Source organism: Mycobacterium saskatchewanense, assembly GCF_010729105.1.
GTDB classification, from domain to species: domain Bacteria; phylum Actinomycetota; class Actinomycetes; order Mycobacteriales; family Mycobacteriaceae; genus Mycobacterium; species Mycobacterium saskatchewanense.
Genome location: NZ_AP022573.1, coordinates 4355568 through 4373051, shown reverse-complemented (window position 1 = coordinate 4373051; position 17484 = coordinate 4355568). Strand labels below are relative to the sequence as shown.

Annotated in this window: 16 protein-coding genes and 1 pseudogene; 7 read left to right on the top strand and 10 right to left on the bottom strand. The window is 71.5% G+C overall.

Going from position 1 to position 17484, the window contains the following annotated elements; translation table 11 throughout:
- Window positions 1-3 precede the first annotated feature (3 nt).
- Complete coding sequence (locus tag G6N56_RS20565; protein WP_085258766.1) at window positions 4-624, top strand: TetR/AcrR family transcriptional regulator; 621 nt, start codon at window positions 4-6, stop codon at window positions 622-624.
- Here G6N56_RS20565 and G6N56_RS20560 read toward each other — a convergent pair.
- Genes G6N56_RS20560 through G6N56_RS20535 form a run of 6 tightly spaced genes read right to left on the bottom strand, consistent with a single transcriptional unit; the run spans window position 566 to window position 4640 of the window.
- Window positions 566-1396, bottom strand: a complete 831-nt coding sequence (locus tag G6N56_RS20560; RefSeq protein WP_085258767.1) for an enoyl-CoA hydratase-related protein — start codon at window positions 1394-1396, stop codon at window positions 566-568. The two genes, G6N56_RS20565 and G6N56_RS20560, sit on opposite strands and share 59 nt — an antisense overlap.
- Complete coding sequence (locus tag G6N56_RS20555; RefSeq protein ID WP_085258768.1) at window positions 1393-2031, bottom strand: LON peptidase substrate-binding domain-containing protein; 639 nt, start codon at window positions 2029-2031, stop codon at window positions 1393-1395. Before G6N56_RS20555 ends, G6N56_RS20560 begins: the two co-directional genes overlap by 4 nt.
- Window positions 2031-3161 carry a glutamate--cysteine ligase gene (locus G6N56_RS20550; protein WP_142280877.1) on the bottom strand — a complete coding sequence of 377 codons (1131 nt, stop codon included), beginning with the start codon at window positions 3159-3161 and terminating at the stop codon, window positions 2031-2033. The genes G6N56_RS20555 and G6N56_RS20550 overlap by 1 nt, the downstream gene beginning before the upstream one ends.
- The gene (gene sodC, locus G6N56_RS20545) at window positions 3151-3810 is read right to left on the bottom strand and encodes a superoxide dismutase[Cu-Zn] (RefSeq protein WP_085258770.1); all 660 of its coding nucleotides are present in this window, start codon (window positions 3808-3810) and stop codon (window positions 3151-3153) included. Before sodC ends, G6N56_RS20550 begins: the two co-directional genes overlap by 11 nt.
- Window positions 3811-3838: 28 nt before the next feature.
- A complete protein-coding gene (locus G6N56_RS20540; RefSeq protein ID WP_085258771.1) occupies window positions 3839-4312 on the bottom strand; it encodes a LytR C-terminal domain-containing protein in 474 nt (157 codons plus the stop codon).
- A 19-nt stretch (window positions 4313-4331) separates the two neighbouring features.
- Complete coding sequence (locus G6N56_RS20535; RefSeq protein ID WP_085258772.1) at window positions 4332-4640, bottom strand: nucleoid-associated protein NapA; 309 nt, start codon at window positions 4638-4640, stop codon at window positions 4332-4334.
- A gap of 148 nt (window positions 4641-4788) precedes the next feature.
- On the opposite strand from G6N56_RS20535, the gene G6N56_RS20530 reads away from it, so the two are divergent.
- From G6N56_RS20530 to G6N56_RS29650, 5 genes and pseudogenes are all read left to right on the top strand, one after another.
- Window positions 4789-5382: a peptide deformylase gene (locus G6N56_RS20530; protein ID WP_085258773.1), complete on the top strand. Its 594-nt coding sequence runs from the start codon at window positions 4789-4791 to the stop codon at window positions 5380-5382.
- Window positions 5382-6221, top strand: a complete 840-nt coding sequence (locus G6N56_RS20525) for a GNAT family N-acetyltransferase, cg3035/Rv0428c family (protein ID WP_085258774.1) — start codon at window positions 5382-5384, stop codon at window positions 6219-6221. Before G6N56_RS20530 ends, G6N56_RS20525 begins: the two co-directional genes overlap by 1 nt.
- Window positions 6222-6223: 2 nt before the next feature.
- The gene (locus G6N56_RS20520) at window positions 6224-7051 is read left to right on the top strand and encodes an exodeoxyribonuclease III (RefSeq protein WP_085258775.1); all 828 of its coding nucleotides are present in this window, start codon (window positions 6224-6226) and stop codon (window positions 7049-7051) included.
- A 121-nt stretch (window positions 7052-7172) separates the two neighbouring features.
- Window positions 7173-7619: a hypothetical protein gene (locus G6N56_RS20515; RefSeq protein ID WP_085258776.1), complete on the top strand. Its 447-nt coding sequence runs from the start codon at window positions 7173-7175 to the stop codon at window positions 7617-7619.
- 643 nt (window positions 7620-8262) lie between these two features.
- Window positions 8263-11823 (top strand): annotated as a pseudogene (locus G6N56_RS29650) (cation-translocating P-type ATPase); the annotation flags it as partial.
- Here G6N56_RS29650 and G6N56_RS29875 read toward each other — a convergent pair.
- Entirely contained in the window at window positions 11795-12088 is a 294-nt protein-coding gene (locus G6N56_RS29875; protein ID WP_264020610.1) for an Rv1535 domain-containing protein, read from the bottom strand. The pseudogene G6N56_RS29650 and the gene G6N56_RS29875 sit on opposite strands and share 29 nt — an antisense overlap.
- Window positions 12089-12151: 63 nt before the next feature.
- Here G6N56_RS29875 and G6N56_RS20505 point away from each other — a divergent pair, with 63 nt between their 5' ends.
- Window positions 12152-12427, top strand: a complete 276-nt coding sequence (locus G6N56_RS20505; RefSeq protein WP_142280884.1) for a hypothetical protein — start codon at window positions 12152-12154, stop codon at window positions 12425-12427.
- On the opposite strand, the gene G6N56_RS20500 is transcribed toward G6N56_RS20505, so the two are convergent.
- From G6N56_RS20500 to G6N56_RS20490, 3 genes are all read right to left on the bottom strand, one after another.
- The gene (locus G6N56_RS20500) at window positions 12424-16287 is read right to left on the bottom strand and encodes a SpoIIE family protein phosphatase (RefSeq protein WP_085258779.1); all 3864 of its coding nucleotides are present in this window, start codon (window positions 16285-16287) and stop codon (window positions 12424-12426) included. The genes G6N56_RS20505 and G6N56_RS20500 overlap by 4 nt on opposite strands.
- Window positions 16284-16640, bottom strand: coding sequence for an STAS domain-containing protein (locus G6N56_RS20495; RefSeq protein ID WP_085258780.1), 357 nt, complete (start codon window positions 16638-16640; stop codon window positions 16284-16286). Before G6N56_RS20495 ends, G6N56_RS20500 begins: the two co-directional genes overlap by 4 nt.
- 130 nt (window positions 16641-16770) lie before the next feature.
- Window positions 16771-17481, bottom strand: coding sequence for a PAS and ANTAR domain-containing protein (locus tag G6N56_RS20490; protein ID WP_085258781.1), 711 nt, complete (start codon window positions 17479-17481; stop codon window positions 16771-16773).
- Window positions 17482-17484: the final 3 nt, after the last annotated feature.

Genomic DNA, 17484 nt, shown 5'->3' with positions numbered 1-17484 from the left:
GACGTGAACAGGGTCGAACGGCGCAAGCTGGAGATGCGGGAGAAAATCCTCGTCGCCGCCTTCGACCTGTTTCTGAGCAAGGGCGTCGCGGCCACTACCATCGAGGAAATCTGCGAACAAGCCGACGTGGCGAACCGGACGTTCTTCAACCACTTCGCCACCCGCGGCGACATGATCCGCGCGCTTGCCGAGCGGCGGCTGGTCAATCTGCACGACGTCGTGTTCGACCGCGCCGGCGAGCCGATCCCGGCGCGGCTGATCGGGGTCTTCGACGACATCGGCACCACGCTGGTCTCCTCCGGTGACACGTACCGCGAGCTGATCGGCGAGATGATGGCCACCACCGGCTACGGCATTCAGCGCGGATTCAACCTGCACGAGACGTTCGCCGAACTCATCAAAGAGGGCGTCTCGCGCGGCGAAGTCACCGCGGGCCACGACCCGGAAACGTTGGCCGACATCATCGTTGGCGCACTCTCCGGCGGCATCCTCAACTGGACGCTCGACGGGACCTACTCGCTGCCGACCAACCTGCACAACCTCGGGGTCGCGCTCGCCGAGCTGCTCACGGTTCCGGCTGAGGATCCGGTAAAGCCGTCCAGTCGCTCGAAACGCGCCCGCTGAACCGCGGGGCCCGCTTGTCGACGAACGCGGCCACACCTTCGCGCGCATCCTCGCTGCCCATTACCCGGTGGTGCAGCTGCGTCTCCAGCCCGGCGACCTGTCGCGGGGTGTAGCCGTGAATTGCGCTGTCCCACAACAGCCGCTTGCACAACGCCGCCGACATCGGCGCCACGTTGACGGCGATGTCGCGGGCCGTGTCCAGCGCGTGGGCGAGCACCTGGTCGGCGGGCAGTGCCCGGTTGGCGATCCCCAGCGCGGCGGCCTCGGCCCCGGTGAACGTCCGTCCGGTCAGCAGCACGTCGGCGGCCACGCCAAGGTTGGTCAGGTGCGTCAGGGTCCAGTGCGACATGCAGTCGGGGATCACGCCGCGACGCACCTGCACCACACCGTATTTGGCGTCCACGGCGACGATGCGAATGTCGGCCTGCAGTGCGATGGTCAGGCCGATCCCGATGGCGTGGCCGTTGAGCGCGGCGATCACCGGTTTGCGCAGTTCGAAGGCGGCCGGGTCAATCGGCGAGGCCGAGAACGCGTCGCCGTCCTCCGGGGCGTCGAACGGTGCGGCACCGCCGGAGAAGTCGGCGCCGACGCAGAAGGCGGAGCCCGAGCCCGTGACCACGATGGCGCGGACGTCGTCGTCATCGTCGCACTCGCGGTAGGCGCGGCCGAGCAGCGCGCCCATGTCGGCGGTGTAGGCGTTGCGCTGCTCGGGGCGGTTGAGGGTGAGCACGGCGACACCCTCGTCGACTTCCACCGTCACGTCAGTGCTCATTCGGACAGCTGAAACTCCACGATGTCGGCCACCGCGTTCACGGCCTCGCTGAGCGCGGCCAGCCGGCCGGCGGCCGTCGGGGCCGCCAGCACCGAATAGCGGTCGGCGGTGCCGATCGGGATCCGGGAGGCAAGCTCGAAGAGGCGTTGGCCGGCATCCCGGCCAAGGTCGCGGCCCAGCAGCACGTCCCGGTCGGGCAGCACCGCGCCGCGCGCCTGCGCGATCCGCTCGAACAGGGCCATCACCCGATCCTGGACGTCGCGCAGCTGCGCCCGGCTCACCGCCCCGCCCGGCTCGTCGGGCCACAGCGACACCAGTGCCCGCGGGTAGGGATCGTCGGGCAGCCATTCCGCCACCCGGATCCGCTCCCCGGTCCGGCAGCGCAACGTGTACCGGCCACCGCCCTGGTCGACCGACTCGACGATCCGCGAGACGACGCCGACGTCGCAGCGCGAATCGCCGCCGCCGACCTCGCGGCCGCTGGCGATCAGCACCACGCCGAACGGGTCGCCGTTCTCGGTGCAGTGCCGCACCAGCGCGCCGTAGCGTGGCTCGAAGATCCGCAACGGCAGGTCCTCGTCGGGCAGCATCGCCGTCTCCAGCGGAAACATCGGCAGCTCAATGGGATTCAGCATCAGATCTCCAACTCACCCACCAGCGCGTCGACCACCGCGCGCAGGTCGCCGTCGTGCTCCTCGGCCACCCGCCGCTGCCGCTGGTAGGACGCGCCGGCGCGCGGGATGTCGGCCACCGCGGCGAGCTCGTCGACGCAGTCGAGGGACTTGGCAACCGGCTCCAACCGGGTCAGCACGTCGGCGAGGTCCTCGGTCACCAGTCGCTCGTTGCTGTCGGCGTCCAGGATGATCACCGCGTCGAGCCCGTAGCGCGCGGCGCGCCACTTGTTCTCCTGAACGTGCCACGGCGGCATGGTCGGCAGCGTCTCGCCGGCGTCGAGCCGGTGGTCCAGGTCGACCACCAGGCAGTGCGTCAACGCGACCAGCGCCCCGAGCTCGCGCAGGTTGGACACCCCGTCGCAGACCCGCACCTCGAGCGTGCCCAGATGCGGCGATGGCCGGATGTCCCAACGGATTTCGTTCATGTGATCGATGATGCCGGTCTTCTTCTGGTCGTATACGAAGCCCTCGAACTCCGTCCAGGTCTCGAACTGGAACGGCAGCCCCGCGGTGGGCAGCTGCTGGAACATCATCGCCCGGTTGCTGGCGTAGCCGGTGTCCTCACCGCCCCACCACGGCGACGACGCCGACAGCGCCAACAGGTGCGGGTAGTACTTCAGCAGCGACGACATGATCGGCATCACCTTGTTCGCCGAGGAGATCCCGACATGCACATGCACGCCCCAGATCAGCATCTGGCGGCCCCACCACTGGGTCCGCTTGATCAGCTCGGCGTAGCGGGGCGCGTCGGTGAGTTTCTGCGTGGACCACCGCGCGAAGGGGTGGGTGCCCGCCGAGAACAACTCCATGCCGCGGTCGCGGACGATGCGCCGGGCCGGCCCCAGCGTGCCGCGCAGGTCCTCGATCGCCTCCCCTGCGCTATTACAGACGCCGGTGACGATCTCGACGGTGTTGCGCAGCAATTCCTTGTGCACGTGCGGGCTTTCGCCGATCTCGGCGATCACCGCGGTGGCCTCGTTGCTCAGGTCGCGGGTATGCGCGTCGACGAGCGCGAACTCCCACTCGACACCGATGGTCGGCCGCGGGGAGGGCGCGAAATCGATCCGGGTGCCGCGGCCGCTAGCCCGCACCGATAACACCGCACGCCACCCGCTTGCCGGGGTCACCGGTGGTCATGGTCATCCCGTCGGGTGTCGGCGCGGCGTTGTCGGCGCCGGCGTGGATGATGATCGCGGTCTTCTCGCCGGTGAGCAGGTCTTCCATCGCGAACGCGTCGGTGCTGGTGACCAGCTCGCCCGTGCCGTCCTTGCGAACCTGCAGGGAGCTCAGGTCACCGCTGGCCGGCTCGCCCGTGTGCCCCGACGCCTGGAAATGGTCGCCGGCGGAAAGGAAATCGCCGGGAGCGCCGCCGGTGGGGCCGACCGAATTGGCCTCGCACTTGCCGACCTTGTGGATGTGCACGCCGTGCAACCCGGGCCCGAGGCGGCCGGGGCCGCTCGTCGCGATCGTGATGGTGGCATAACCGTTGCCGAAGTCGAACTTGGCGGCGGCGACCTCGACCCCGTCGGGGCCTCGCAGCCGCGCCATCAGGCCCTGCGCGGCGGGCTGGGCGGCCTCGGGCCCCACGGCCGCCGACGGGGCGGCCGAGCCCGTCCACACCGCCGGCGTGGTGCCGGGGCTCGTCGACGCGTGCTGGGGCGACGAGCATGCGGCTACCGCCGCGACGCAGGTGGCCGCGGAGAGTGCGAGCAGGATGTGACGACCGTCGGGCCTAGGCATAGCGGAAGCCTAACGCGCGGGGCGAGCCTCAGCCGGCAACCAGGACGATGACGCCGGGCGGCTGGTTGTTCAGTGCCGGGATGCGCGGCTGGACGGGCGCCTGCAGCAGCTGGCCGACGGCGTCGGCGGTGGCGTGTTCACCCTCGGCGTCGGTGAAGTACACCGTGGTGGTCGAGACGTCGGACAGCGACAGGTTCCCGACGTCGGTGACCTTGAAGCCCGCCGACGTGAGCTGGTCCTTGGTGCGCGCGGCCACCCCCTCCTTCGAGGAGATGTTGTAGACGCGCACCTCGGCCTGGTTGGCGGCCGCCGGCTTGGCGCTGGTCGACGTTTGCGACGAGCTGGGGCTGACGCTGGACGCGGACGACGAATCGTCGTCAGACTTCCCCGACGAGCTCAGGGCCTGCCACCCGAGCAGCAGGAAGATGACGCCCAAAAACAGCAGCACCATCACCATCGCCCGCAGCGGAAGACCCGTGGAGTCGGGAACTCGCTCTTTCATCGAGCCCCACTGTAGCTAGTCAGGTGACCTCGAAGCCGAGCCGGCGGGCCGCCCGCGCCTTCTGGCGGCTCGCACGCAGCCGCCGCAAGCGCTTCACCAGCATGGGATCGGCCGCCAGCGCCTCGGGCCGATCCACGAGCGCGTTCAGCACCTGGTAGTAGCGCGTCGCCGACATCGAGAACAGCTCTTTGATGGCGTCTTCCTTGACCCCGGCGTACTTCCACCACTGCCGCTCGAACGCCAGGATGTCGTGTTCGCGGCGGGTGAGCCCATCGGCGATCTCAGCGTCGTCCCCCGCTCGATTTACCCGCGCCATGGCGCTGTCCATATCGCTTCCCCTGGACCCTTCCGGAGATTCTCGAACTGCTCGACTTGATTTGACTTACCTAGGGGCATGTTTCGGCGCTTATTGAATCACGCCGCGAACCCTCAAGCCGTCATCAAGACCCGCGCGTCGTGCGGTACCTTAGCCGACCATGGCAGTCGTACCCATCCGCATCGTGGGCGATCCGGTGTTGCACACCCCGACGACGCCGGTGCCGGTCGGCGCCGACGGATCGCTGCCGGCAGGCCTGGCCGAGCTGATCGAAACCATGTACGACACCATGGATGCCGCGCACGGCGTCGGGTTGGCCGCCAACCAGATCGGCCACGGGGTGCGGGTGTTCGTCTACGACTGCGCCGACGACCGCGGGATGGCCAACCGCCGCCGCGGTGTCGTCATCAACCCGGTCCTCGAGACCTCCGAGATCCCCGAGACCATGCCCGACCCGGGCGTCGACGAGGAGGGCTGCCTGTCGGTTCCGGGCGAGTCGTTCCCCACCGGGCGGGCGCAGTGGGCGCGGGTCACCGGGCTCGACGCCGAGGGCAAGCCGGTCGACATCGAGGGGACCGGCCTGTTCGCGCGGATGCTGCAGCACGAGACCGGGCACCTGGACGGCTTCCTCTACCTCGACCGCCTCATCGGCCGGTACGCGCGCAGCGCGAAACGTGCGGTCAAAGGGCACGGCTGGGGCGTTCCCGGCCTGTCCTGGTTGCCGGGCGAGGACCCGGACCCGTTCGGGCACTGATGATTGCGTGGCCGCCGCTTGGCACGCGGGTGGCGGTGCGCTACCGCCGCCCGGCGGGATCGGTTCCGCCGCTCACCGACGCGGTCGGGCACCTGCTGGAGGTCGGCCCCGTTGTGCGGGTGGGGACCAAGACGGGCGCCGTCGTCGAGTTCGCGCCCGCGGACGCGGCGGCCCTTCGGGTGCTGACCGACGCGCCGGTGCGCACCTCCGACATCCGTGCCCTCGAGCACGCGGCCGCGGCGGCCTCCCCCGGTGCCGAGCGGGCCTGGCTGGACGGCTGGCTGCTACGCGCCGCGCCCGGAGCGGGGTTGGCGACGAATTCCGCCCTGCCGCTTGAGATCTCCGCTTCGCTCGGCTCGATGCCGGCGATCGTCGCGTGGTACGACCGGCGCGGCCTGACGCCGCGGCTGGCCGTTCCCGACCGCCTCTTGCCCGTATCGCCCGGGGCGGCGAGCGAGCGCACCGAACGCGTGCTGGTGCGTGACGTGGGGACCGTAGGCCGGACGGACGCCGCCGTCGCACTGTCGGCCCGGCCGGGTGACGCCTGCGACGGCGAGGCGGTGTCCGGCGCGCATCCGGACGGGGCGTCCGCGCGGGCGGCGGTGACCGAGGCGACCGACGGCACCCGCTGGGTCGGACTCTCGGGGCTGCGGGCCACCGACGACGGGGCCGCGTCCGCGTTGTGCGCGGCCCTGCTGGCCTGGGGCGCGGAGCGTGGGGCCACGCGGGGTTACCTCGTTGTCGACGGCGATGACGCGCCCACCCCGGCGCTGGGCTTCCGGCCGCACCACCGCCGCCGTTACTTCCCGGCCAGGCCCGGTGGCTGGGATACCGTCTAGCCATGGCCGACGCCGCCCCCAAGCTCCGCCTGGCCACCTGGAACGTCAACTCGATCCGCACCCGGCTGCCCCGCGTCGTCGACTGGCTGTCCCGCGCCGACGTGGACGTGCTCGCCATGCAGGAGACCAAGTGTTCCGACGGCCAGTTCCCCACCCTGCCCCTGTTCGAGCTCGGCTACGAGGTGGCCCACGTCGGGTTCAACCAGTGGAACGGCGTCGCGATCGCCTCGCGGGTCGGGCTCGAGGACGTGCAGATCGGCTTCGAGGGGCAGCCCACCTGGAGCAGCAAGCCGGACGTGGCCGCCACGGCCGAGGCGCGCGCGCTGGGCGCCACCTGCGCCGGCATCCGGGTGTGGAGCCTGTACGTGCCCAACGGCCGGGCGCTCGGTGACCCGCATTACACCTACAAGCTCGAATGGCTTGCGGCACTGCGTGATACCGCCTCCGGTTGGCTGCGCGACGATCCCGCGGCACAGATCGCGCTGGTCGGCGACTGGAACATCGCCCCGACGGACGAGGACGTCTGGAGCCCCGAGTTCTATGCCGGCGCCACCCACGTCTCGGCACCGGAGCGCCGCGCGTTCAACGACATCGTCGACGCCCAATTCGCGGATGTGGTAAGGCCTTTCGCGCCCGGTCCGGGGGTTTACACGTATTGGGATTACACGCAGCTACGGTTCCCGAAGAGGCAGGGCATGCGGATCGACTTCATCCTCGCCTCGCCGGCCCTGGCCGGGCGGGTGACCGACGCGCAGATCATCCGCGACGAACGCAAGGGCAAGGCGCCCAGCGATCACGCGCCCGTGTTCGTCGACATCCGGCGCGAATAGGGCCTGTGCGGGTTAACGCAGGGGAAATAAGATGCGTACTCGCGTTGTCTGCGGGTACACAACGTGGCAGGCTTTCACATTATTCACGTGCCGCAAGAGCATCAATAGCCAGGGAGTCATCATGAGTGTCATCGGCGGGGCGGTCCGGGGAGTTGGTCAGGCGGTGAACCGGGCGGCGACCGCGACCACCGCGGCGGCCGGCGCGGCGGGTGGCGCGGCCGTGAACGGAGTCGTCGGCGGCGTGACCGGGGCGGCGGAGGGCGTCAAGCGCGGGATCAGCAGCGGCAGCCACTCGGCGCCCGCGGCCGCCGTGGCGTTCGGCGCGCTCGGCGTGGCCGGCCTGGTGGAGTGGCCGATACTGCTGGCAGTCGGCGGCGGCGCGCTCTTGCTGCAACGGCTCACCCGCAAGGCGCAGCCGCCCGCGAAAGCAAACCTCAAGCCCGTGCCCGTGGCGGCGGCGCCCGACAAGCCGGCCCAACCGAAGGCCGCCGCGAAGCCGGCGCCCGCGAAGAAGACGGCCCGACGTCGCGCCGCCGGTAGCACGACCGAACTGCGCAGCACCAACTAGAAGGGCCCGCAGAGCCAGCTTGAGCATTGCCACCTCAATACGACGAACGCTGCCCGTACGTGCCGTCGCGACCGGCGTCAACGCGGCCACCACCCTGGTCGGCATCGCCGCCATCCCGGTCCGCGAGGGCGCCCGGGCGATCGCGGGGGACCTTTCCTACGAGACCACGCTGAGCCGGCGCTGCTGGCGCGGCGAGGACCGCGCCTGGATCGAGGTGCGCGGCCTCGACGACGACCGGCTCGGCCGCCGCGTGCTCGACGCGATCGACGCGCACCCCGGCACCACGTCGGCAAGCCTGAACTATCCCCTGTCGCGCGTGATCGTCGGCCTCGCCGGCGCGGACACCTCGCTGCGCGACCTGTGCCGCATCGTCGATCGTGCCGAAAGGGACTGCGCGGCGGACGAACTCACGCCCGTGACGGTTCCCGCGGCGAGCCTGCCGGGCGACGGCGTGGTGTTGGCGACCAGGGCGGTGACGGTGGCCGCCACCGCCACCGGACTGGGCATCGCGCTCACCGGCCGGGCGCTGCGGTGGCCGCGCGTGCCGGTCGCCGCCCTGGCGGGCGTCGTCGCGGTGGACTACCAGCCCTGGCTGCGCCGACTGATCGAGGACCGCATCGGCCGGCCGGCGACCGACACCCTGATGACGCTGGCCGTGACGGCCGCGGAAACGGTGACGCAATCTCCGGCCTCCCTGTCGGTGGGGCTGTTGATGCAGTCGCTGAAAGCGGCCGAGGCGCGCGCCGAGGCGCGCGCGTGGCAACGGTACGAGCCGGACCTGGCCAGATACGCCGACCAGCCCCGCGCCGGCGAGCTCACCCGGCTCAAGCCGCCGCGCGGCCGCCCCCGGGAACGCCACGCCAGTCGCTTCGCGCTGGCCCAGGCCCTCAGCGCCGCGGTGGTCGGCGCCACCAGCCGCAACCCGTTGACGGCCGCGACCGCGCTCCTGGTGACCACGCCGGCGGCCAACCGCACCACGCCGGAGGCCTTCGCCGCCGGGCTCGGACAGGGCCTCTCCGCCCGCCACGGGGTGCTGCCGCTGCGGCCCGAGGCGCTGCGCCACCTGCATCGGGTGGACGCGATCGTCATCGACCCGCGCGTGTTGTGCAGCGACACGCTGCGGGTAGCGCGCATCCGCGGCGCCCACGAGCGCGACCTGCCGGCGGCGTGGAACCGCGCCCAGTTGATGCTGGAGAACAGCGGCCTGAAGCCGGGCTGGCGCCCGGTCCCCGGGATATCGGCAAGCGGGCCGGACGTGACGGTGGAGGCACTCTTCGCCCTCGCCCACGACCCGTTGGCGTCGGCCGTGGTCGCCGAGGCGCGCCACACCCAAGCCGAGCTGGTGTCCGTGGAAGCGGATTCGCTCGGCGAGCTGCGGGCCGCGTTCGACGACATCCGGCCGGCCGGCCGGTCCGTCGACGGCGCCCTCGCCCAGGCGGTCGCCGAGCTGCGCGAGGCCGGCCGCGTCGTGGCGGTGCTGTCATCGGCTGCGGCGCAGGCGATCTGGTCGGCTGACGTCGCGCTCGGCGTGCTGCCGCAGCCCGGTTCCGGGCCGCCGCTGTGGTCCGCGGACCTGCTCCTGCCCGATCTGGCGGCGGCCTGGCGGGTGTTGCACGCGCTGCCGGCGGCCAGGGCCGCCGCGCGGCGCGGCGTCGAGATATCCGCCGGCGCAACGGCCATGGGTTCACTGCTGATGATCCCCGGTGTCCGCGGCGTCGGGCGCGGCCCGGTCACCACCGGCGCGGCCGCGGGCCTGTTCTCGGGTTACCTGTTGGCGCGCGGCATCGTCGGCGCGGACTCGCCGCGGCCCGCCGCCGTGCACGAATGGCACGCCATGTCACCCGACCAGGTGCAGAGAACGCTCGCGACGGGCGCGCGGCTGCCGGCGACCCGGGAGACCGCGCAGTTCGGCCAACCGGCCGAGAATGCGTTGTGGCAGTTCGTCAAGGCCGTCGGCGCGGAGCTGAGCGACCCGCTGACGCCCGTGCTGGCGCTGGGGTCGGCGGCCAGCGCGGTGCTGGGCTCGCCCGTCGACGCGGTGCTGGTCTTCTCGGTGCTGGCCGGGAACTCGATGCTGGCGGCCAGCCAGCGGCTGCGCGCCGAGAACCGACTGAACATCCTTCTCGCGCAACAGATCCCGCCCGCCCGGAAGGTGACCTCCGGCACCGACGGGGAGCGGGTCTATACCGACGTCCTGGCCGCGCAGCTCGAGCCCGGCGACATCATCGAGGTGCGGACCCACGAGGTGGTGCCGGCCGACGCCCGCATCCTCGAGGAGGTCGACGTCGAGGTCGACGAGTCCACGCTGACCGGCGAGTCGCTGTCGGTGGAGAAGCAGGTCGAGGCCACGCCCGGCGCCGACCTCGCCGAGCGCCGGTGCATGGTTTATGCGGGCACCACCCTGGTGGCGGGCACCGCGCTGGCGGTGGTGACCGCCGTCGGCGCCGACACGCAGGAACGCCGGGCCGCCGAACTGGTGTCGGCCGACAGCTCCTCGGACATCGGCCTGCAGCACCAGCTCAGCCAGCTCACGAACCGGGCCTTTCCCGTCAGCATGACCGGCGGGGGCCTCGTCGGCGCGCTAGGACTGCTGCGCGGCTCGACCCTGCGCCAGGCGGTGGCCAGCGGCATCGCGATCGCCGTCGCCGCGGTGCCCGAGGGCATGCCGCTGGTGGCGACGCTGGCGCAGGCGGCGTCGGCGCGCCGGCTGACGAAATTCGGCGCCCTGGTCCGCGTCCCACGTTCGGTGGAGGCGCTCGGCCGCATCGACGTGGTGTGCTTCGACAAGACCGGAACCCTCAGCCAGAACCGCCTGCGGGTGGCGCAGGTCCACCCGGCTTCCGGCCATTCCCGCGACGAGGTGCTGCGCTGCGCCGCCCACGCCGCGCCGGCGTCGAACGGCGACCCGCACGTGCATGCCACCGACGCCGCGATCGTCGAGGCCGCCCGGGCCGTGGCACCGGAACCGGTCCCGGAGACCGGGCAGGTCAGGGCCCACCTGCCCTTCCGGTCCGGCAGGTCGTTCTCCGCCTCGGTCACCGATCGCGAGCTGACCGTCAAAGGGGCGCCCGAGGTGGTGCTGGCCGCCTGCGCGGACGCCGACCCGACGATGGACGAGACCGTCGGCGGGCTCGCCGCCGACGGGCTGCGCGTGATCGCGGTGGCGCGGCGCGAGCTCAGCCCGCAGGAGGCGCGGGCCATCGGCGACGACCCCGACGCCATCGCGGAGTTCGCCGGCGACGGGCTGACCCTGGCCGGGTTCCTCGGTTTGTCCGACACCCCCCGGCCCGAGGCCGCCGAGCTGCTCGCGAACCTTCGGGAACAGGGCGTGGGAGTCAAGCTGATCACCGGCGACCACCCGATCACCGCGAAGGCCATCGCCGGCGAGCTGGGCCTGTCGGTGACCGCCGAGCAGGTGATCAGTGGCGCCGAGTGGGACGCCCTGTCGCGTAAGGACCAGGAACGCGTCGTGACCGAGCGGGTCATCTTCGCCCGCATGACGCCCGAGAACAAGGTCCAGGTCGTACAGACGCTCGAGGCCGCCGGCGTGCTGTGCGCGATGGTCGGCGACGGCTCCAACGACGCCGCCGCCATCCGGGCCGCCACCGTCGGCATCGGCGTCGTCGCCGGCGGCAGCGACCCGGCCCACATGGCGGCCGACGTGGTGCTGGTCGACGCCCGCATCGAGGGCCTGCTGCACGCCATCATCGAAGGGCGTCAGCTGTGGCAGCGGGTGCAGTCCGCGGTGTCGGTGCTGCTCGGCGGCAACGCCGGCGAGGTGTTGTTCGCGATCATCGGCAGCGCTGTCACCGGCACGTCACCGCTGAACACGCGGCAGCTGCTGCTCGTCAACATGATGACCGACGCGCTGCCCGCCGCCGCCCTGGCGGTGAGCAAGCCCAGCGGCCCGGTCGACCCCGCCAAGCGCGGCCCGGACCAGCCGGAGCTGTGGCGCGCCGTGGCGATCCGGGGCGTTACCACCGCCGCCGCGACGACCGCGGCCTGGACGATGGCGAGCGTCACCGGGCGCCCGCAGCGCGCCTCCACGGTGGCGCTGGTCGCGCTGGTCGGCGCCGAGCTGGGTCAGACGCTGCTGGAGTCGCGCGCCCCGCTGGTGGTGCTCACCGCCGGGGGCTCGCTCGCGGCGATGGGGACGATCATCAGCATCCCGGTGGTCAGCCAGTTGCTCGGCTGTACGCCGCTCGGTCCGGTCGGGTGGGCGCAGGCCCTGGGGACCGCGGCTGCGGCGACGGTCGCGATCGGCGTTGCGAACCGGGTGTCGGAACGGATGAGCAGTTCGGACACGCCGCGACGGCTGCCGGACGCGCCCGACCGTCCCGCCGAACATCCACGACGCCGACCCGCCACAACAGCGCATAAAGTTCCACCAGGGGCACCCTCAGCACGGAAGCAATCGACGACGCCAGCGGATCGGTCACGGAGTCGATCCCGGAGTCGGTCTTAGCCATAGGTCCGACGGTGGTTGCGGCACTCGGCGACGGGGCAAATCCTTCGTTACGGAAAGGCAAATGATGGCGGAAAAGAAGGCGCGGCGGGGGACGTCACAGCGCGACGCGGTGGAGAAGATCCGTGAGGGTGAGACGTTCGTGGTGAACCTGCCGGTGCTCGGCTCGGTCGAGATACCGCGGCCCGAGCAGCTGGCCTACTTCGGGGGCCTGGCCGCCCTGGCCGCGTTCGAGCTCATCGACTGGCCGGTGGCCGTGGTGATCGCGGCCGGGCACCTGCTGGCGGCCAACCACCACAACAAGATCCTCGAGGAACTCGGCGACGCGATGGAGGAGGCCTAACCGATCGGGTTCGTCGCGACCGCGTGGTCGAACTCCAGGGTCACCTGGGTGCCGGCCGGGGTGCGTACCGTGTCGACGCGGTCGGCCAAGCCGCTCATCAGCGTGAGGCCGCGTCCGCGGCGCCGGCTGCGCAGGCTGGCCGACGAGTCGCCGAGCCACCGGCCGGTGTCGCTGACGGTGACCGAGACGGTCCCCTCCCGCAGGAACGCCTCGACGGACACCGTCTTGCGCGGCTCGCTGCGGCTGCCGTGCTCGATCGCGTTGGTCACGGCCTCGCCGATCGCCAGCAGGATGTCCATTTCGCGTTGCGGCGGGACGGCGATGCCGGCCAGCCAGTCCCGCAGCCGCCCGCGCCCGACGGGGATCTGGGCGGGCACCGCGGGGAGCACGGTGGCGAAGCTGCGGGCGGCGGTGTGGCTCGGCCGCAGCGCGAGCACCACCACGTCGTCGCGGTAACCACCCGGCGGGGCCATCCGGCTCAGCACCTCGGCGCAGACGGACTCCACGGGACGGTCGGCGCAGTCGGCGACCGCGGAACGCAGCCGCGCGAATCCCTCGTCCAGGGTCTCGCCGACCCGCTCGATGAGCCCGTCGGTGTAGAGCACGACCAGGCTGCCCGGCGGCAGGTCGACCTCCGCGGTCGGGCCGCGGGCGCCGTCGCCTGGTGTTTCCCGGACCGCGACCGGCGGGCGCCGGCCGGATTCCAGGAACACCGGCGGGCCGTCCGGGGTGGCCAGCAGGGGATAGGGATGGCCCGCGCAGCTGTAGCCGAGGCGGGCGGCGCGTTCGGGGTCGGAGGTGTCGACGACGGCGTAGGCCACCGTCGCGCAGCGCGCCCCGGTGACGCTGGTCGCGTATTTGTCCAGGGCGCCGAGCACCGCGGCCGGTTCCGCGGCCGTGAGGGCGGAGGCCGCTACCGCGGCGCGCAGCCGGCTCATCACGATCGCGGCGGACAGGCCGTGCCCGACGACGTCGCCGACCGATATCGCGATCCTGCTCGATCGGTCCAACGGGGTGACCGAATACCAGTCGCCGCCGACCCGCATGGCCTCCCCGGCCGGTTGGTAGACGGCGGCGACCACCGCGGCGGTCGAGCTGTGGTCCAGGTCGAGCAGGTGCTCCTGGAAGTCGATGGCGATGCGGTGCTCGTGCGCCATGACGCGGATCCGGTCCAGGGCCGAGGACGTCAGCTCCGCCATCCGGGCGAAGGTCTCGCGTTCGGCGGGCTCGAACTGGCGCGGCGCCGGCCACAGCAGGAGCAGCACGCCGACGACGCGATCGGCGCCGTCGCGCAGGGGATGCGCGACGCACGCGCGGACGCTGTCGGCGGTGTCCTGCGCGGCGTGCTGGTAGCGGGGCGGCAGGTCGAGCGTGTCGGGGACGATCATCGGCTCACCGCCACGCACGACGTCGGACCCCACCAGCGGCGAGTCCAGCGCGGTCACGTGATAGCGGTCGCGCAGCTCGACGGGAACGTCACCGGCGTATTCGAACCGGATGTGTCGCTCGTCATCGAGCACCCCGATCGCCGCGGCGGCGGCACCGCCCGAACCGAACGGCGAACGCAGCAGGGCGTCGAGTATGCCCGCGACCGAGTCGCTGGCCTGCAGCGCGGAGTCGAGCTGCACCAGGTCCGACGCGAGCCGCAGCTGCGTCTCGCGGCGCTGCCGATCACGCTCCCGGGCGACCGCGGATAGCCTCGACGCCACCCGCTCGACCAGCTCCTGGGACCGGAACGGCTTCGGCAGATAGTCGTCGGCCCCGCCGGCGAAACCCTCCGTCACGGCCTCGGCTCCGGCCCGGGCGGACAGCATCAGCACCGGCGTGGCCGCCAGCGTGGCGTCGGCGCGGATGCCCGCGAGGACCTCGAAGCCGTCCAGGCCCGGCATCATGACGTCGGTGACGATCGCGTCCGGGCGCAGCCTGCGGGCCGCGGCCAGCGCCGACTCCCCGTCGGCGACGAGCACGGTGTCCCAGTGGGCGGACAGCACGCGGTCCAGGTGCGCCCGCATGTCGGCGTTGTCGTCGGCGATCAGCACCAGTTGCCGCGAACGGCGGGGCGCCTCGGACGCGCGGTCGGGCTCCGAGATCGAGGTCAGCCACTGGCGCGCCTCGGCCAGGTACGGATTGGTCTCGTCCGGCGCGATCGCGGGGTTCTGTCCGGCTGCGGCGCCCGCCGATTGTGGCAGCCGGATGGTGACGGTCGTCCCACGGTCCAGTTCGCTGTCGATCTGCACGGTGCCGTTTTGCAGCTCGACCAGCCCGCGGACCAGGGACAGCCCGATGCCGGTGCCCTCCACGCTGCGGCCGCGTGCGTTCTCGGCCCGGTAGAACCGCTCGAACAGGCGGCCCAGGTCGTCGGCCGCGATCCCCACCCCGGTATCGCGGACGGTGACCAGGCAGTGCGTGGCGTCGGTGCTCGCCGCTACCGAGATCGCGCCCCGCAGTGTGTATTTCACCGCATTGGAAAGCAGGTTCAGGACGATCGTCTCCCACATCCCCGGGTCGATGTCCGCAGGCGCCGGGTCGCAGTCGATCGTCAGCTCCAGTCCCGCCCGGTGACACAGCTCCGAGAACGACGACGCGATGTGCGCGGTGAGCGCTCCGACGTCCGTGCACACCAGTTGCGCGTTGGCCCGGCCGGCCTCGATGCGGGAGAAGTCGAGCAGTGAGTCGACCAGGCGCTGCAGCCGCCGCGCGTTGCGCCCCGCGGTGCCCAGCCGATCGGCCAGCGCGCTGCCCGGCGGGGCGTCGGACAGCGCGTCGTCGATCGCGCCGAGCAGCAGCGCGAGTGGCGTGCGGAACTCGTGGCTGACGTTGGTCAGGAACGCCGTCTTCGCGCGGTCGAGTTCCGCGAGCGCGTCGGCGCGTTCGCGTTCCCGTTCGTAGGAGTCGATCGACGTGAAGGCCGACGACAGCTGGTCGGCCAGCAGTTGGCAGAAGCCGCGGTACTGGTCGTCGAGGGGACGGCGTGCGCTGGTGCCGACCACCAGCGCCCCGGCGGTCGGTCCCTCGCCCAGCGGCAGCACCACCGCCTGCTCGCAGCAACCGTCCCCCAGGACCTCCGCGATGCCGGGGATCGCGTCGGCCACCCCGTCGACGAGCCGCAGCTCCGTCCGCGGGCGTGACGCCGCGTCCCAGACGGTGAGCTGGCCGAGTTCCCGCGGCAGGAGCGGCAGCACGGAAGCCGTCGCTCCGCGCAGGGTGATCTCGCCGGCCTCCGCGTCCTGGACGTAGACGGCCATGAACGGCAGGTCGGCGGGCTGGGCCGCGCAGGCGGTGACGGCCGCGCTGACGGCCTCGTTGACGGTTCGGGCCTCCATGGTCGCCGCGGCGACGGCGTTGAGCAGATGCAGGCGCCGCTGGCTGAGCACCCGTTCGGTCGTTTCGATCACGGCGCAGAAGATGGCCGAGACGCCGCCATCGCCGCTCAGGATCGGGCTGTAGGTGAACGTGAAATACCGCTCGAGTGGGAGGCCCCCGGTGACCAGCGGCAGCATCAGGTCGTCCGACCAGGTGGCGTTGCCGGTCGCGAAAACGCCGGCGAGCATGGGGCCGATCTCCTCCCAGATCTCCGACCACACCTGCCTCGCGGGGCAGCCGAGGGCGGCGGGGTGCTTGTCGCCGAGAATCTGGGCGTAGCCGTCGTTGTACACCAGGAACAGGTCCGTCCGGCCCAGCCAGAGCACAATGGGAAACCGGGACGTCAGCGTCATCGCCACGGCCGCGCGGACCTCGCTGGACCACTCGTCCGGTGAGCCCAATGCGTGTGTCGTCCAGTCGAATTCGGCGAAGCGACGGCCCATCTCCCCGCCTAGACTGACCGCGACCGCCAAGTCGCCCGGCAGGCGGGCGTTCATCGCTGTTGCTTGCGATGAAGGGCTTCGGTGAGCGTGGGGTAGATGTCGAGGATCCGGTCGAGCTCCGTCACCTGGATGGGGCGGAGCACGTTGTCGCCGTCGGCTACCAGGCGCACCGCCGTGCCGGCCTCCTTGCCCGCCTCATGGCAATCGAGGACGGCGTTCAGCGCCGCGCTGCCGAAGAACGTCACGGGCAGCAGGTCCAGGACCACCAGCCGGGCGGGGTGGGTCGCGGCCAGTTCCAGGGCGGTGGTCAGGTGGGGGGTCAGTTCGTCGACGGTGCTCGAGTCGACGTCACCCTTGACCCGTACCACCACAGCGTCCTCCCGGGCCTCGTGATCGACCGCCAACATTCCCCGTGCCTCTCGCCGCCTCGAAGCTTCGTTCGTTGCACCCTCGCGGCACGGATGCTCGGCGTGCGCCATCGACGGTGCTTAGAGCCTATCCGGTTGCTGGGCTGGGTTATTCCCGAAATTCCGGTCTTCAATCACCGGATTCGTCGGCGACCCGTTCGTGCACCGTGAGCAGCACGTGGTCGAACTCACTCTGCACCAGGGCGGTGGGACCCGGCAGCGCCGTGATCTCGGCGAGAAGTTGCTTGGCCAGCGACCGCAGCTTCACGTTGGTCTCCTGAGACCGCCACTGCAGCACCCGGAAGGCCTGCTCGGCGCTGACCCGGTAGACGTACATCAACACGCCCTTGGCCTGCTCGATCGCCGCACGGTTCTCGAAGAGGTCGGGAAGGGCCGCGTCGAGCACCTCCCTGCGGGTCTCGTGCCGCGTTTCGTCGAAGGTGTCGGTGAGGTCGATGTAGTAACCGGCGCTGCCCACCACCTTCCCGGTGTCGTCGAGCATGCGATCGGCGACCAAAATGGCGTCGTGCTCCCTGCCCGCGGTGTCGACGAACCGGTGCCGGCTCGAGAAGGTTCCCTCGGATTGCAGCGCGTAGTCGAGCAGTTCCTGCACGTGCGGCCGGTCCTCGGGATGCCGGTGCGCGAGCATGAGCTTCGTCGTGGGCTGCACGGTGCCGGGTTCGTAGCCGTGCATCCGGGCCACCTCGTCGGACCATTCCCAGCGCTGACCGACAAACCAGAAGCGGATGGTGCCGACGTTCAGGTGTCCCGTGCTGGCAGCCTCGACCGGATCGGTCCTTCGCGTGGGCTGCTGCACGTTTGTATCTTTCCACCCAGGCATTTG